Annotated in this window: 19 protein-coding genes and 1 pseudogene; 14 read left to right on the top strand and 6 right to left on the bottom strand. The window is 42.4% G+C overall.

Annotated elements, in window-relative coordinates; all coding sequences use genetic code 11:
- Positions 1 to 17: 17 nt before the first annotated feature.
- The 8 genes and pseudogenes from MKP07_RS14760 (at position 18) to MKP07_RS14725 (ending at position 4,990) form a co-directional block, all read left to right on the top strand.
- Positions 18 to 407, top strand: a complete 390-nt coding sequence (locus tag MKP07_RS14760) for a hypothetical protein (protein WP_240847875.1) — start codon at positions 18 to 20, stop codon at positions 405 to 407.
- A complete protein-coding gene (locus tag MKP07_RS38600) occupies positions 408 to 665 on the top strand; it encodes an ATP-binding cassette domain-containing protein (RefSeq protein ID WP_262919309.1) in 258 nt (85 codons plus the stop codon).
- Positions 656 to 1,237 (top strand): ABC transporter ATP-binding protein, encoded by a 582-nt coding sequence (locus tag MKP07_RS38595; protein ID WP_262919308.1) that lies wholly within the window; start codon positions 656 to 658, stop codon positions 1,235 to 1,237. The genes MKP07_RS38600 and MKP07_RS38595 overlap by 10 nt, the downstream gene beginning before the upstream one ends.
- Positions 1,238 to 1,460: 223 nt before the next feature.
- Entirely contained in the window at positions 1,461 to 1,655 is a 195-nt protein-coding gene (locus MKP07_RS38590) for an ATP-binding cassette domain-containing protein (protein WP_317235823.1), read from the top strand.
- A 70-nt stretch (positions 1,656 to 1,725) separates the two neighbouring features.
- The gene (locus MKP07_RS38585) at positions 1,726 to 2,115 is read left to right on the top strand and encodes an ABC transporter ATP-binding protein (RefSeq protein ID WP_317235822.1); all 390 of its coding nucleotides are present in this window, start codon (positions 1,726 to 1,728) and stop codon (positions 2,113 to 2,115) included.
- 283 nt (positions 2,116 to 2,398) lie between these two features.
- Positions 2,399 to 3,366, top strand: a pseudogene (queA, locus tag MKP07_RS14735) (tRNA preQ1(34) S-adenosylmethionine ribosyltransferase-isomerase QueA).
- Between the two features lie 184 nt (positions 3,367 to 3,550).
- Positions 3,551 to 4,123, top strand: coding sequence for a dihydrofolate reductase family protein (locus MKP07_RS14730; protein ID WP_240847873.1), 573 nt, complete (start codon positions 3,551 to 3,553; stop codon positions 4,121 to 4,123).
- 6 nt (positions 4,124 to 4,129) lie between these two features.
- Positions 4,130 to 4,990, top strand: coding sequence for a maleylpyruvate isomerase N-terminal domain-containing protein (locus tag MKP07_RS14725; RefSeq protein WP_240847872.1), 861 nt, complete (start codon positions 4,130 to 4,132; stop codon positions 4,988 to 4,990).
- A gap of 6 nt (positions 4,991 to 4,996) precedes the next feature.
- On the opposite strand, the gene MKP07_RS14720 is transcribed toward MKP07_RS14725, so the two are convergent.
- From MKP07_RS14720 to MKP07_RS14710, 3 genes are all read right to left on the bottom strand, one after another.
- On the bottom strand, positions 4,997 to 5,581 hold the full coding sequence (locus MKP07_RS14720; RefSeq protein ID WP_240847871.1) for a hypothetical protein: 585 nt from the start codon (positions 5,579 to 5,581) through the stop codon (positions 4,997 to 4,999).
- Between the two features lie 54 nt (positions 5,582 to 5,635).
- Complete coding sequence (locus MKP07_RS14715) at positions 5,636 to 6,142, bottom strand: YiiX/YebB-like N1pC/P60 family cysteine hydrolase (protein WP_240847870.1); 507 nt, start codon at positions 6,140 to 6,142, stop codon at positions 5,636 to 5,638.
- A 123-nt stretch (positions 6,143 to 6,265) separates the two neighbouring features.
- A complete protein-coding gene (locus MKP07_RS14710; protein ID WP_240847869.1) occupies positions 6,266 to 7,246 on the bottom strand; it encodes a PhoH family protein in 981 nt (326 codons plus the stop codon).
- Between the two features lie 214 nt (positions 7,247 to 7,460).
- On the opposite strand from MKP07_RS14710, the gene MKP07_RS38580 reads away from it, so the two are divergent.
- On the top strand, positions 7,461 to 8,183 hold the full coding sequence (locus tag MKP07_RS38580) for a carboxypeptidase-like regulatory domain-containing protein (RefSeq protein ID WP_262919307.1): 723 nt from the start codon (positions 7,461 to 7,463) through the stop codon (positions 8,181 to 8,183).
- A complete protein-coding gene (locus MKP07_RS14705; RefSeq protein ID WP_262919306.1) occupies positions 8,183 to 9,913 on the top strand; it encodes a DUF5686 family protein in 1,731 nt (576 codons plus the stop codon). Before MKP07_RS38580 ends, MKP07_RS14705 begins: the two co-directional genes overlap by 1 nt.
- Positions 9,914 to 9,937: 24 nt before the next feature.
- On the opposite strand, the gene rpe is transcribed toward MKP07_RS14705, so the two are convergent.
- Entirely contained in the window at positions 9,938 to 10,585 is a 648-nt protein-coding gene (gene rpe / locus MKP07_RS14700; protein WP_240847868.1) for a ribulose-phosphate 3-epimerase, read from the bottom strand.
- Positions 10,586 to 10,746: 161 nt separating this feature from the next.
- Between rpe and MKP07_RS14695 the strand changes: the two genes are divergently transcribed.
- Entirely contained in the window at positions 10,747 to 11,142 is a 396-nt protein-coding gene (locus tag MKP07_RS14695; protein ID WP_240847867.1) for a hypothetical protein, read from the top strand.
- Between the two features lie 156 nt (positions 11,143 to 11,298).
- Here MKP07_RS14695 and MKP07_RS14690 read toward each other — a convergent pair whose 3' ends face one another.
- Positions 11,299 to 11,793, bottom strand: a complete 495-nt coding sequence (locus tag MKP07_RS14690) for a metallophosphoesterase family protein (RefSeq protein ID WP_240847866.1) — start codon at positions 11,791 to 11,793, stop codon at positions 11,299 to 11,301.
- Positions 11,794 to 11,875: 82 nt separating this feature from the next.
- Positions 11,876 to 12,706, bottom strand: a complete 831-nt coding sequence (locus MKP07_RS14685) for a zinc dependent phospholipase C family protein (RefSeq protein WP_240847865.1) — start codon at positions 12,704 to 12,706, stop codon at positions 11,876 to 11,878.
- A 346-nt stretch (positions 12,707 to 13,052) separates the two neighbouring features.
- On the opposite strand from MKP07_RS14685, the gene MKP07_RS14680 reads away from it, so the two are divergent.
- Genes MKP07_RS14680 through MKP07_RS14670 form a run of 3 tightly spaced genes read left to right on the top strand, consistent with a single transcriptional unit; the run spans position 13,053 to position 15,276 of the window.
- Positions 13,053 to 13,985, top strand: coding sequence for an ABC transporter ATP-binding protein (locus tag MKP07_RS14680; RefSeq protein WP_240847864.1), 933 nt, complete (start codon positions 13,053 to 13,055; stop codon positions 13,983 to 13,985).
- Positions 13,986 to 14,005: 20 nt separating this feature from the next.
- A complete protein-coding gene (locus tag MKP07_RS14675) occupies positions 14,006 to 14,239 on the top strand; it encodes a hypothetical protein (protein WP_240847863.1) in 234 nt (77 codons plus the stop codon).
- Positions 14,233 to 15,276 (top strand): ABC transporter permease, encoded by a 1,044-nt coding sequence (locus tag MKP07_RS14670; protein ID WP_240847862.1) that lies wholly within the window; start codon positions 14,233 to 14,235, stop codon positions 15,274 to 15,276. The genes MKP07_RS14675 and MKP07_RS14670 overlap by 7 nt, the downstream gene beginning before the upstream one ends.
- Positions 15,277 to 15,279 lie beyond the last annotated feature (3 nt).

The raw sequence follows: 15,279 nt of genomic DNA, 5'->3' as shown, positions 1-15,279 counted from the left end.
TTGATTAAAAACTCTATATGAAATTCTATTTATTCGCAACCATCTTGTTGGTAACTGTTACTTCCTGTAGTAACAAAACTACGCCGGTAAGCCACAATAAAGGAAAGATGAAAGCCCGCTTTGAGGTTTCGGGAATCTGTTCTAACTATACCTTCAGCCTCATTGAAGGGGACAAAGATACCTCCCTGGTGCAAGCCAGCTGGACCAACCCGCAAACGGATTCTACTTATACCAATGCATTTGGCGTTAAAAACCCCTGCGATCTGCCTGAGGGACTTAAAGTGGGCGACGAGTTTTATTTTGAGTTAGACAACGATCGTCCCAACCGATGCATGGTGTGCATGGCCTACTATCCTACCCCGGCTAAAAAATTAAATATAAAAGTACTGGAGGTGGTAAAGAAATAAATGACCGCACCACTTATATCCATACAAGATCTGTCGATTAGCTTTATTACGGAAGACAACGTCAATAATGCACTTCAGCATATTTCTTTCGAAGTAAAGCAAGGCGAGATCGTTGCCCTGGTAGGCGAAAGCGGATCGGGCAAATCCGTTACATCCTTATCCATCCTCCGGCTGCTTCCCTCCCCTCCCGCGGTAGTCAATAGCGGACAGATCCTTTTAGCGAAGATGGTCATCATTCATCCGATTTATTGCGCCTAAATGACAAAGAGCTCCGGCAGGTCAGGGGCAATAAAATATCGATGATCTTCCAGGAGCCGATGACATCGCTCAACCCCGTCTTTACCTGCGGCCAACAGGTAGCGGAGGCCTTACTCAATCACAAGAACATTAGCAGGTACCAGGCAAAACAAGAAGCGATTGAGTGGTTCGAAAAAGTAAAGCTCCCTGATCCCGGGGGTATTTATAGCCGCTATCCGCATCAACTCAGCGGCGGTCAAAAGCAGCGGGTAATGATTGCCCTGGCTATGTGCTGCAAGCCCTCATTGCTTATTTGCGATGAGCCAACTACTGCACTGGATGTAACCGTACAGAAAAGCGTACTGGAACTCATTAAAGAACTGCAGCGAGAAACAGGCATGGGCGTTATATTCATCACGCACGACCTTGGCGTGGTTGCACAGATTGCCGACAGGGCAATCGTCATGTACAGGGGCAACATCATAGAGCAGGGCTCCGTAAAAGATATTTTTTCCAATCCTCAACAACCTTATACCAAAGCACTCATCGCCTGCAGGCCAGTCAACCATCAACGGGGGCCCGACTGCCAGTAGTAGCCGATTTTTTAGATACTGACAAAAAGCGGCAAGCATTTATTGCACCTGCTACTATTACTAACAACCAGGAGCAGATCACTCCTGAAAAGGAATTAATCAGCGTACGCAACCTATCCGTTCATTATACACAAAAAAGAACTGGCTGGGCAACCCGGTTAGCTATACAAAAGCAGTAGACGATATCAGCTTTGATATATATGAAAACGAAACCCTGGGTATTGTGGGTGAAAGTGGTTGCGGAAAAACCACTTTAGGCCGGACATTATTGCAACTAATACCAGCCACTAAGGGTAGCATTGTCTATAAAAATGAAGACCTGGGCTCTTATTCCACCTCGCGGCTCAGAGCGCTCAGGCAGCAGTTACAGATCATTTTCCAGGATCCCTACTCTTCTTTAAATCCACGTAAAAAATAGGTGCCGCTATAGAAGAGCCGCTACTGGTGCATGGTATCATCATCAAATTGCCACTGCCAGGAAGCAAAAAGTGGTGGAGCTACTTCAAAAAGTAGGCCTCTTACCCGAACATTATAACCGATACCCGCACGAATTCAGCGGTGGCCAGCGTCAGCGGATCGTTATAGCCAGGGCATTGGCGTTGCAGCCTTCCTTTATCATTTGTGATGAATCTGTTTCGGCATTAGATGTAAGTGTACAGGCCCAGGTACTCAACCTGCTAAATGATCTTAAGAAAGAATTTGGCTTTACCATTGTCTTTATCAGTCATGACCTGAGCGTAGTACGTTATATTAGTGATCGTATTATTGTTATGAACAAGGGAAAGATCGAAGAGATGGGGGCTGCTGATGACATCTACGAAAAACCACAAACCGCCTACACCCAAAGATTAATTAAGGCCATACCAAAAGTGGATTAAATACAACATTCTCGCAATGTAACAAAATAAAATACCGGATATGGATGGAATTTGTTACCTTCGCACCCACAAAATCGAAAACCGGTGCCGTAAGACCGGGGCTCGGCAGCACAAAAATGCCTGATACTGAGGTGTTTTTCACTACCCGTCTCCGCTTCAATCTATCGGTTTATTGGTTTTCAAACCTTAAAAAGAATTCTCTACATGAAGCTTTCACAATTTCAATTTGACCTTCCGCTAAACCTTATCGCCCAACACCCCGCAAAAAAGAGAGGATGCCCGTATGATGGTGGTTCATCGCCATACAGGTGAGATCGAAAACAAACATTTCCGTGACATCCTGGACTATTTTGACGATAAGGATGCATTTGTAGTAAACAATACAAAGGTATTTCCGGCACGCATGTACGGCCGCAAGGAAAAAACCGCGCTAAGATCGAAGTATTTCTTTTACGTGAGCTGAACAAGCCGAACCGTCTTTGGGATGTGATCGTAGACCCGGCAAGGAAAATACGTGTGGGCAATAAATTATACTTCGGCGATAACGAGGAGCTGGTAGCAGAAGTAATTGACAATACCACCAGCCGTGGACGTACTATCAAATTTTTATGGGAAGGCGATGAAGAAAGCTTCCGTGCGCAACTGGAAGTATTAGGAGAGACACCGCTTCCTAAATATATTAAGCGTAAACCAGATGAGGATGATAAAGAACGTTACCAGACGGTTTATGCTAAGCACGAAGGTGCAGTAGCAGCTCCTACAGCGGGATTGCATTTTAGCCGTGAGCTGATCAAGCGCCTGGAGATTAAAGGAGTTCGTTTTGCAGAAATTACTTTGCATACCGGTTTAGGTACTTTTCGCCCTATTGAGGTAGAAGACCTGAGCAAACATAAAATGGATGCTGAATATTTCCGCATCGAAGAGCAGGCTTGTAAAATTGTAAACAAGGCTAAAGAAACCGGGCATCGTATCTGCTCTATCGGCACTACTACGATGCGCGCTATGGAGTCTTCATTTACTGCGCAGAAGATGTTAAAACCTTCGGAAGGATGGACGAATATGTTTATTCACCCTCCTTATGAGTTTAATATCGCTGACTCCCTGGTTACCAATTTCCATTTGCCTAAAACCAGCCTTATGATCATGACCAGCGCCTTTGCAGGATACGACCTGGCGGTAGAAGCCTACAAAAAAGCCATCAAAGACAAATACAGGTTCTTTAGCTATGGCGACGCTTTACTGATTTTGTAAGCAACCAATTTCGTTCTATATAATGGCTGTCAGTAATGACGGCCATTTTTGTTTTATGGCGAACAGATCGACCAGGTTAAATCATAACACTTTTTCATCGACACTTAAAATAATATATAAGCATATTGTTTATGTACATTTGAGAAGAAGAGCAATTAACAATAATCATTTTAAAACACACCCCATGCAAAAACTCATTTCATTTGTACACATTTCCCTCGACGGCTTTATAGCAGGACCTAATGGAGAAATGGATTGGATCAAAGTAGACCAGGAGATCTTTGATCATGTAGGCGAAAGGATCAGCAAAAGCAATGCAGCCTTATACGGAAGGGTAACTTACCAGATGATGGAGAGTTACTGGCCTACGGCTGCCGATCAGCCTAATGCTTCTAAACATGATATTGAACACTCGCAATGGTATAGCAAAGTTCATAAAATCGTTTTATCGAAAACCCTGGAAACATCAGGACTACACAACACTACAGTCATCAGCGATCATCTTGCTGACAGCATTAATGCAATAAAACAGCAGGAAGGTGAGGATATCCTTATTTTCGGAAGTCCCTCAGCCACTCATTCACTAATGCAACAAGGTCTGATAGATGGTTACTGGCTATTCGTCAATCCTATTGTTCTTGGACAGGGTATTCCATTGTTTGCGAACGTAGAAGACCCCATAAAACTAAAGCTACTATCTACCCAATCATTCACATGTGGAGTAACCGAGTTGAATTATATAGTGAACAACCAGTAACCTAAAATGCTGACAGACCACCAGGCAATGACAGACGAAACTAAAATCCAGACGCTCGAACTTTTTCCTAAATTAGACAGGATGCTCATTGAGCTTTTAGACTCACTGACCGAAGCAGAATGGAATGCACCCACTGTCGCGAAGCTTTGGAAAGTAAAGGATGTTGCATCTCATTTGCTTGACGGCAATTTGAGAGGGTTATCTATTTCACGAGATCAATATTTTGGTGATCAGTCTAATCATATCCATTCGTACCAGGACTTAGTTTCTTTTCTAAATCAGTTGAACATGACCTGGACGGCAGCTACTAACAGACTCAGTCCACGTGTTTTAATTGAGCTGTTAGCCATCACGGGAAAGCAATATACAGCGCATCTCCAGGAATTGGATCCTTTTGAAAATGCCGTATTCTCAGTTGGCTGGGCCGGACAGGAAACGTCTTCCAATTGGTTTCACATTGCCAGGGAGTACACGGAAAAATTTCTGCACCAGCAACAGATAAGAGATGCGGTTAGTAAGGATGGAATTATGACCAAAGAGTTATTTTATCCATTCCTGAACACTTTCATGTATGCGCTTCCTTATACTTTCAGCAATACGGAAGCCGCAGAAAATACGACTGTAACAGTTATTGTATCAACCGATATTGGTGGTCAGTGGAATATTACAAAAACGGCGACTGAATGGGTTTTGAGCAGCGGTAACAACAATCAAATACCCGACTCAACGGTCATCATCGATCCCAATACCGCATGGAAATTATTCTCTAAAAGCTGGAACCCAGAGCAAGCGGCCGACACAATTGAAATAACAGGTAACAAGGAATTAGGCGAGCAGGTGTTGAAGATGGTATCAGTAATGGCTTAATCAGTGCTATCTCAAATTGGCCAGTTGAGCGTAATCCTCTTCGATGATCTTCTTGAGCCCCTTGATCGATCTTTTTTGTAAACCGTAAAGCCAGGTAACCAATGAAGTCAAAAGCCCTCCTACCCATACAATTTTCGATAATAAAAAGGCATCAAAATAGAATACAGCACACACTCCGATAGAACAGAAAGCGACACCCTCTATTCCTTCGGTTATATTAGTTGGAGCATCAATCAGGTGATCAATATATAAGGTTTTGACCCTGTACCAGCTGTTACAAATAAAATGAAGAATTTCCTCATCAGACTCCATGTGTCTCACTTCATCTACCACTTCTCCATATGTTTTTCCTTCCGAAAACAATCGCTGGGTTTCATTGAATATCTTACGCCATTTATCTTCCATTGCCTGATCAGCCATCTCTGTCAGCAAGCGGACATCTGGTTCATATTTCGACAACATATTTATCACCACGGGATGAGATTTCCCCTGCTCAAACAAATAATTAGCTGCGTAATACAATTGTATCTTGCGTTGGGTCTGATCGGAATACATATCCATCAAATGTATGCAATCATCTAAATAGAGCAATCCGCTTTCTTTTAAATTCAGCAAATCAATACACAGTATTAATGCCAGGTATACCTAAAAATCAACAATACATATCTTGCTTGCCCACTCATTCAAATACAGGTCATCAATAGCAACATATATAGCCTCTTCCTTTTGTGGCAGTAAGTTGCGCAGACTGTCATTCTTTGCTGTATTCAACCCCTTAAACACAAATTCACTGCAATACATTTTATCATCTGTTTGAAAATTGAAGAAGAGGTCGAATAACAGACCATTTGAATAGTGCTCGTGTATCCATTGGCTCAGCGCCTGGCCTTCTTTGTTATTAAGCGGGTACCTGTATACTGCAACCTTATCCATGTCATCATCAGCGCAGAAGTCGGCAAGGGTTTGCCGCAAAAGCTTTTGGGAAGGGTTATAATTACCTCCCAGTGCGTGATACACAAATAGGGTATCCCGCTCCACCTGTATCAACCCGCAATGAGAATAGGCTTTATCTTTCCTATTAAAGCTGCGTGCCGTATTACTCACTTCATCGTTGCCATTTCGCACAATTACATCCCCGCTCTTAGCTACCATTTGTACTCTTTCTATCCTCTTCTCTAAGTTGGGCTTCTTACTGATATTACAGGCGAGTATACAAAAAGAAAAAGGCATCCGCCTAAACGGATACCTCTGAAGGCAAAATGGGTTCTACCTTTATTACTTCGAATAATCTCCTTCTGCGCTTCTTTCATGCTCCGCATTATATGCCTTAATAATGGCTTTAACCAAACGGTGTCTTACTACATCTTCTTCATCCAGTTCAATGTATCCGATACCAGGTATATTACGCAGGATGCGTGCCGCGGTTTTTAAACCACTACGCTGGTTCTTAGGTAAATCAACCTGTGTCATATCGCCGGTGATAATGGCTTTTGCATTAGCACCAATACGGGTTAAAAACATTTTAAGCTGCAAATCAGTAGCATTTTGTGCCTCATCGAGAATAATAAAGGCATTGTCTAGCGTTCGCCCGCGCATGTAAGCCAGCGGCGCTATTTCTATGGTACGCGTGGTCATAAAATACCCCAGCTTGTCTGCGGGTATCATATCATCCAGCGCATCGTACAGCGGCCTCAGGTAAGGGTCGATCTTTTCTTTCAGATCACCGGGTAAGAAACCCAGGCTTTCGCCTGCTTCTACTGCCGGTCTGGTTAAAATGATCTTCTTTACCTGCTTGTTCTTTAAAGCACGAACAGCCAGCGCCACAGCCGTATAAGTTTTACCGGTACCTGCCGGGCCAATAGCAAAAACGACATCGTTCTTTTCGGCCTCTTGTACCAGTTTTTTCTGATTGGCTGTTCTTGCTCTTACGCTTTTACCGTTAGGACCAAATACCAACACTTCATTCGGATTTCGCTCCATGAAGTTGTCGATTACTTCAACATCGTCGCCACCCAAAATCTGGTCGAAATAATTATTACTCATACTCCCATTTCTCTCCAGATAGGAAATGGCCAGTTTAATTTTTTCCGTAGCCGCTTTTATTTGTTCGGGCGCACCGCTCAATTTTATTTGCGTACCGCGGGAAAGAATTTTAAGTAAAGGAAATTTCTTTTTAAGGATGTCGAGCTTTGCATTGTTAACGCCAAAAAAATCTAATGGGTTAACTGTTTCGAGGTTAATAATTGTTTCTGTCAAATCGAATATAGTTTATCATTAAGGCTCCCGGCAAAGGGCTAACCGGCTTATTTTTCGTCGTTTTGAGCATCTTTACAAAACGCCTGCCCTTCTATCTCAAATATACTTTTCTTCAATCAAAAGAACAGCATTTAACTTATCAACAATTGTGGATTTTGTTAAATCTTCTTTAATTGGGAAATACTTATAACATGGTGATAACATTTTTGCAACGATGAAGTTCATACTGCTTATTCCTTTAACATTATTGTATCAAAATGTTGGTGCGCAATATCGCCTCGAGGGCACTGTAACCAATATGAGGCTTGAACCCCTGGCCTTTGCCAGTGTGCAATTGAAAGGCCGGCCAACCGGCATACTTACCAAAGAAGATGGCAGATATAGCATTGAATTAAACAGCGGTATATATGAACTCATTATATCTATGATCGGGTATTACACTAAAACGGTTAAGGTGGTAATCAATAAGGGGAATGTCCTTTACCCGGTTATTTTAGAAGAAACAGAGAATAGCCTGTCTGCAGTTACAGTGAAAGCCAAAGCAAAAGACCGAGCAGAGGAATATATCAGGCAGGTAATCAGGCATAAAGATGCGCTGCAGGCCGCATCAGGAGCCTATAGCTGCAATATCTATATTAAAGCCGTACAAGAAGATTCCACAACACGAAAACCCAGGAAGAAAAAGCCCGTTAAAGACACCCTACACGCAAAGACGCCACCGCCTCCATTATCAATGAGTGAAATATACCTGCGACTTGATTACGAAAATGCATCCCGCTACAAAGAAGAGCGAACGGGCGTAACCCGCAGGGGCAATACTAATAACCTGTTCTACACATCCACCACACAGGGGCGCTTCAACTTTTACGACAACCTGGTAAAAGTACCCGCCCTGTCTGTCACCCCTTTCTTTCTCCTGTTAGTTATAGCGGCTTAATGGCCTACAAATTTAAAACCTTAAAAACAGAAAAACGTGGCAACTACCATGTTTATACGATAGGTATAAAACCAGGCGGCCTCAGCAATGCCACCGTATCCGGTGAGATTGTTATATACGACAGTACCTGGGCCATAATAAGCACCAGGCTATCTTTCCCTAGCTATCATTTACCTGAATACGATTTTTTTGAGGTAGCGCAAGAATACGAGGTGATTAATAACCAGGCATGGATGCTGAACAAGCAGGTATTCTCCTATCATTCAAACACCAAAAGACGTAAAGCCTCAGGAACCACAACAGTAAACTACCGTGATTATGAACTCCATAAGACTTTCGACAAAAAACATTTTGGTCCTGAGCTTAGTGCAGCTACAAGGGATGCTTACAACCGCGACAGCTCTTTCTGGACCTCGGTACGAACTGAGCCACTTACCCATAAAGAGCTCAGGTTGATACAATATACTGATAGCGTATATGTGGTAACTCATAGTAAGGCTTACCTGGATTCGATCGATCAAAAAACCAATAAGGCCAACTGGAAAAACATCCTTTACAAAGGACAAACATTAAGTTATCATGAAAAGGGTGTGCGTTATAACCTGCCTGCAATAGTATCTACGATTGCCTTTGGCTTTGGAGGGCTCAGAACTCAGCTGCCTTTTTCTTTTTATAAAAGCGATAGCCTCAGGCGAACTGTATGGCTTCATACCAATGTGAGCTATGGTTATCTTAACAAGGATATTAACGGTCGTATCCAACTTAACAGGAGATACAACCCTTTCAACCAGGGCAGTTATAGCCTGGGGTTATCGAGAGATTTTGCCACCATATTTTCGGGCGATGCGTGGATCAATCAACTCAAGCGAAGCAATTATTACCTGGACAACGCATTGAGTGCCGGATGGTCGCGCGAAATAATCAACGGTCTTTATATTAAAACCAATGCAAGTATGGCTTTACGCAGGAGCCTCGCAGGTTATAAAACGTACAGCTTTGTTGACTCAGCCTTTCAGAAAGTACTTTTAGAGCCAACAGGCGCGGCTCCTTCTTTTGAAGCCTACAATGCGCTTTATGCAGATATAGAGCTTAGCTACACTCCACTACAACCTTACATTAGAGAGCCTTTGGAAAAAATCGTCTTAGAACCTAAATGGCCTACGTTTTATATGAAATGGAGAAAAGGTATTCCGCAATTATTCGGCAGCCAGGTAAATTTTGATTATAACGAACTAGGCATACGGCAACAATTGCGGATGGGATTGATAGGAAATGCCCAGTATAATCTTAAAACCGGCACCTTCTTCAATACAAAAGACCTAAGGTTGGTGGATTATAAATGGCAGAGAAGAGGAGACCCTATTTTATTTATGAACCCGGTGGAGGGTTTTCAATCCATGGACTCCACTTTTGCCACTTTTAAAAGATTTTATGAGGGGCATTACTTTCATGAATTTAACGGAGCCCTTCTTAATAAAATACCGGTTTTCAAAAAATTGGGATTAAGGGAAGTGACTGGCGCCGGATTTTTAATTGCGCCTGAAAGAAACCTCAGGTATGTAGAAGCTTTTGCCGGTATTGAGCGGGTATTTAAACTGCCCTTTCAAAATTTTCAAAAGATAAAGCTGGGCGTTTATGCCTCCAGCGCCTTTGCCAACCAGTTCCAGGCGCCATTGCAATTTAAAATAGGCATCACCAGCTGGGACACTTTTGGTAATAAGTGGCGCTAGCGCAATAAATAGATAAGGTAAGTTCTATACAGATTTTAGCTTTTCAACAGCCGCTATCGGGTCGGTCGCTCTGAAAACAGTACTGCCAGCCACCAGCACATCGGCTCCGGCATCAATGATCTCTTTGGCATTTTCTGTAGTAACACCACCATCGATCTCAATCAATACATCCAGGCTGCGCTCACGGATCATTTGCTTCAGCTGCTTTATTTTTTCCAGGGTGTAGGTAATAAATTTTTGTCCGCCGAAACCCGGGTTTACACTCATCAGGTTTACGATACTCACCTCGTGCAGGATATCGCTCAGTAAAGAAACAGGTGTATGCGGATTAACAGCTACGCCCGCTTTCATACCTAGTGATTTGATTTGTGTAATATCCTGGTGCAGCATAGGGCAGGCTTCAATATGGATCGTTAAATGATCGGCCCCTGCGTTTTTAAACTGCTCTGCATAACGTGCCGGTTGCTCGATCATTAAATGCACATCACAAGGCTTATTAACGATTTTACTCACAAACTCAATTACCATTGGACCGAAGCTGATATTAGGTACAAACATACCGTCCATCACATCCAGGTGCAGCCAATCTGCCGCACTGTTATTGACCATTTCACATTCTGCCTGTAATTTTAAAAAATCGGCGGCTAATAAAGAAGGAGCAATCAAAGCCATAGTTCACTGTTTAAGTGCTGCAAAGTAAATGTTTTAAGCGTTAAGCCCCTAGTAAATCCGTAACAATTGCCTATTTTCGCCCCCACAAATCTCGAAACTATGCAAACCGGATTATTACATTTACACAGTTTTTACGCTGGGCGATTGTATTGTTGTTTTTAGTGGCCATTTTTAAGAGCCTCGGTGCAGGTAATAAACCCTTTACCAAAGGACATGCTACTGCGGGCCTGTTATTAATGATCTGTTGTGATATTAACCTGCTGATTGGATTAGTTCAATGGTTTACCGGAACCTTCGGTTTAAAACTTTTTCAGCAAATGCCCATGGGAGATATTATGAAAGCCCCGGTTTACCGCTTCTTTGCTGTAGAACATCTTTTGGGAATGATCGTGGCCATAGCATTGGTGCATGTAGGCAAATCTTTCGCTAAAAAGAATATACCTGATGCTACCAAACATCGCAAAACGGTTTTGTTTTACGTGATCTCTTTTATTATAATGCTGGCGTCTATTCCATGGCCTTTCAGAGAAGTAGGACAAGGAAGAGGATGGTTTTAGTAGAAGCTAGTAGGGAGTAGTTAACGGCTAGTAAGGGTTCTGATAAGAGGACAGTTGCTGGTTGGCTGTTGACAGGGACTTAAGGTGGTAATGCTAAAAATAATTAGGGAGTACTACTCGCTACTCGCCACTTTCCATTCTCCTATTCACCATTCACTACTTCTTCCCCAGCTCAATCACTTCGCAATCTTTAAAATTACTCCCGTCAATCACAAACCGGATGAGCGTACGCACTTTCTGCCACCCCTGTTTACCGGCAGCGCCCGGATTCATGTGAAGGCATTGAAGTGGATCGTCGAACATTACTTTGAGTATATGAGAATGACCGCTGATAAATAGTTGGGGCTTTTCGGCAATTACCTGCTTCTTCGTTTCCGTATTATACTTTGGTGGATAGCCGCCTATATGCTTCATCATCACCTTCACATTTTCAATCGTAAAAACGGATATTTCGCCAAATTGTGAGCGGATATCTGCTCCGTCAATATTACCATAAACACCGCGCAGGGGTTTAAAAGCCTTCAATTGATCGGCTATCGTTGCCACTCCAAAATCACCGGCATGCCAGATCTCATCACAGTTTTCAAAATGCTTAAATACCTGCTCATCTAAAAAACTATGTGTATCTGATATAAGGCCAATGCGAATCACTTAAATAATCTTAATGTGAAAATAGAAAACAAGCCGGTATCTTGTATCCAGGTACCAGCATCTGCTATCAGCGATACCCGATTTAATCCTTCGTCATTTTTTGTGTAGAGATCAGGATCTTTTTAGCTACCAGCTGGTTTTTCAGGAAGGCTTTTCTTTCTGTTTTAAAACCGCGCTTATTGTAGGTTTTTTCCAATATTTTTTCCAGATTGGGTTTACCGGCATTCACCCAGGCGGTGTACCAGAAGTCAGCCAATGCGTCAGAAGAAGCAATCAGCTGGTCGTTGATAGAAGTTTTTAAGGCGCGGGAATACTCTTTGGCAAAGGCGCTTGTATAGAACCTCCTGTTCTTACCCCACCGAACTTCCCAGCGGTATTTGGTTGAATCTGTAAAATTCTTTGACACTTCTTTCTCCTGCGCAAACATCTCCGGCAGTAACGAAAATGTATGCTCAATAATCTTCCATATCTCCTGTTCGGGAGAAGCCAGATACTTCGCTTTATGGCGACTGCTTAATTTATAGTTTAGAATCTCCACCTCGGGAACAGTCGTTTCCCATAAATCATGAATACCATTTTGTCCTGTAAGTTGTCCATCATAATTAATAGAAGTATGTAAAGGCACATGGGCATCTGCGATATAATGACTGAGGTCTGCCGCATAAAACACAATGCTGTCTGCGTTCTGAGAACGGAAAGCATTAGTTAATTTGCCCATATACTCTACTACTACATAGGGCAGGGTTCCATATTTATTAAGCGTATCAAAACTATATTTTGCTACTGCGTCCTCAAACTTACGGGGAACCGTACTAAACGCTGAGTCGCCAAAATACTCCATATCCATATAATGCTTACTCCCCTCCGATTCGTCCTGGTTGCGTCTTACGTCTGGTCTTGGGGCGCCGTACACTAACGAATCTTTATGCGTATAAAAAAGACTGCATCGGTTTAGGCAATTCATAGATAGCTAACTGAGCAATCGTGCGATGCACCAGATACCCCCATCCGGATACAGATATGATGATAACGATTAGAAGAGCTGAAAGTGTAAAATATTTCCTGTTCATATACTTGCCAATAAGCTGCAAAGTTGCGGGAAATACCGCTTCATTTCACCGTTACAACATTAATAAAGCAATAACAAACTAAAATATTGACTTTAAACATCCGGTTCAAATACCTGTCGCAAAATAAAAATGGTATAATTTGTAACAAATTATCTTTGAAGGGTACTTACTCACCAATAAATTTCTACAATGCCGCTACTTGAAGTAAAAAATCTTAAAAAGTATTTCGCCACGCAGAAAGCCGTTGACGATATTAGCCTTAGTATTGAGCAGGGACAGATATTCGGACTGCTTGGCCCTAACGGAGCCGGTAAAACCACACTGATCAGGATGATAACCGGTATCTTTTATCCGGATAGCGGCTCGATCATTTTTGACGGCAAACCCTTTGATCCGGCTAATGATATCGCGAAAATCGGCTATATGCCCGAAGAGCGTGGCTTATACAAGAAAATGAAGATTGGTGAACAAACCCTTTACCTGGCACAATTAAAGGGACTCGGTAAAAAAGAAGCTACCGAAAAAATTAAACAATGGTTTGCCCGCTTTGAAATGGAAAGCTGGTGGAACAAAAAAGTGGAAGACCTGTCAAAAGGTATGCAGCAAAAATTGCAATTTGTAACAACCGTTCTGCACAACCCCAAGCTGGTAATACTCGATGAACCTTTTAGTGGCCTTGATCCGGTGAACAGTAACCTGATCAAGGATGAGATCTTTAACCTTGCGAAAAACGGCTCCACCATTATATTCAGCACACACCGTATGGAGCAGGTAGAGGAAATCTGTGACCATATTGTTTTGGTAAACCGGGGACAAAAGATACTGGACGGAACGGTAGGCCAGGTAAAACAGGACTTTAAAGAAGACCTGTACAAAATAGCATTTACTGAAAATAGTGTAGCATTGGAAGACAACGAAGTCTTTTCTATTAAAGGAGCAACAGGCAACAGTATCATTGTTCAAAAAAGAGATGGCCGGGATAATAATGAAATGCTGCAATATCTTTTATCAAAAGGAATTTTAATAGAATCGTTTAACGAAATACTACCCAGTTTAAACGACATATTTATCCGGCAGGTAGAAGGCACCCCATTGGCCCGCCGTTTCCAGGAAATTGATTAATTAATACCCAAACACAACTCATGAATAAGACATTCCTAATTATACAACGCGAATTTTTAACCCGCGTACGCAAGAAAACTTTCATTATCTCCACCTTGCTATTCCCGCTATTATACCTGGGGTTGATATTCGGCACTTCCTATATCGGCGCCAAATCATCTACCAAACTAAAAATTGCTGTAGTAGACTCTTCAGGTAAATTTACTGCCGAAAAAATGCAGAAGCCAATGAGGCCGGTAAATCCAATGTGCTGACCCTCGTAAAGGATGACCCAAAAAAATTATCTGAAAGCTTTGAAACAAAAGGATATGATGGCTATGTTGTTATTCCCGCCCATATTATGGTGGATAAAACACCGGGAAACATTTCTGTTAAATCCAACAGAACCCTGGGCGCTATTCCGGAAGTGCAATCTAAACTCAACAACATCTGGAATGACATTAAATACGAGGAACTGGGCATCGACATGCAAAAGCGCGAAACCCTTACCGGCAGCCACTTAAATGTATCTGCCGAAAACCTGAAAGACAAAAACTCAGATGGCACTTTTGCTATGATAATAGGCTATGCGGCGGGTTTCCTGGTTTACTTCATCCTGCTCATCTATGGCTCACAGGTAATGATGGGTGTGATGGAAGAAAAAACCAATCGTATTGCCGAGGTGATGGTATCTTCTGTAAAACCTTTTCAACTCATGTTGGGCAAAATAGTAGGGATCGCACTGGTAGCACTTACTCAATTTCTGTTATGGATAGCGTTTGTGTTTATTATTTTCAATGTAAGTAAGGCTGCGGTTGAGGCCAACCCTTCCATGGGTGAAATGGTAGCCAATGCCCAAAAAGTCTTTGGCAGCGTTAATATGGGTCTCTTACTTACTTTGTTTGCATTTTACTTTTTAAGCGGATTCTTCTTCTACTCATCCATTTATGCGGCGGTAGGAAGCGCAGTAAACGAAGATGTACGGGAAGCGCAATCATTATCTTTCCCTATCACTCTTATTATCATTTTCGCCATTTTTATGCTCACTATTGCCATGAAGGATCCCACCAGCCCCGTAGCGGTTTGGACCAGCATCATTCCTTTTACTTCCCCGATCGTAATGATGGCCCGCGTAGCTTACGGTGTACCCGGTACCGTGCCTTACTGGCAACTGGGATTAAGTATGGCTTTACTTGTAGCCAGCTTTCTCTTTATGGTATGGTTTGCCGGAAAAATATACCGCACCGGTATTTTAATGTATGGTAAAAAACCAACCTGGAAAGAAATGATCAAATGGGCGCTTAGAAAATAATAA

It is taken from the genome of Paraniabella hibiscisoli, from assembly GCF_022512515.1.
Classification (GTDB): Bacteria; Bacteroidota; Bacteroidia; order Chitinophagales; family Chitinophagaceae; genus Niabella; species Niabella hibiscisoli.
This window is presented reverse-complemented; position numbering and strand designations above follow the sequence as displayed.

Bases quoted from the DNA above. Each gene is read 5' to 3' on its own strand.
- MKP07_RS14760 (WP_240847875.1), top strand. From the start codon at position 18: ATGAAATTCTATTTATTCGCAACCATCTTGTTGGTAACTGTTACTTCC.
- MKP07_RS38600 (WP_262919309.1), top strand. From the start codon at position 408: ATGACCGCACCACTTATATCCATACAAGATCTGTCGATTAGCTTTATT.
- MKP07_RS14730 (WP_240847873.1), top strand. From the start codon at position 3,551: ATGCAAAAACTCATTTCATTTGTACACATTTCCCTCGACGGCTTTATA.
- MKP07_RS14725 (WP_240847872.1), top strand. From the start codon at position 4,130: ATGCTGACAGACCACCAGGCAATGACAGACGAAACTAAAATCCAGACG.
- MKP07_RS14715 (WP_240847870.1), bottom strand. From the start codon at position 6,142: ATGGTAGCTAAGAGCGGGGATGTAATTGTGCGAAATGGCAACGATGAA.
- MKP07_RS38580 (WP_262919307.1), top strand. From the start codon at position 7,461: ATGAAGTTCATACTGCTTATTCCTTTAACATTATTGTATCAAAATGTT.
- MKP07_RS14705 (WP_262919306.1), top strand. From the start codon at position 8,183: ATGGCCTACAAATTTAAAACCTTAAAAACAGAAAAACGTGGCAACTAC.
- rpe (WP_240847868.1), bottom strand. From the start codon at position 10,585: ATGGCTTTGATTGCTCCTTCTTTATTAGCCGCCGATTTTTTAAAATTA.
- MKP07_RS14680 (WP_240847864.1), top strand. From the start codon at position 13,053: ATGCCGCTACTTGAAGTAAAAAATCTTAAAAAGTATTTCGCCACGCAG.
- MKP07_RS14675 (WP_240847863.1), top strand. From the start codon at position 14,006: ATGAATAAGACATTCCTAATTATACAACGCGAATTTTTAACCCGCGTA.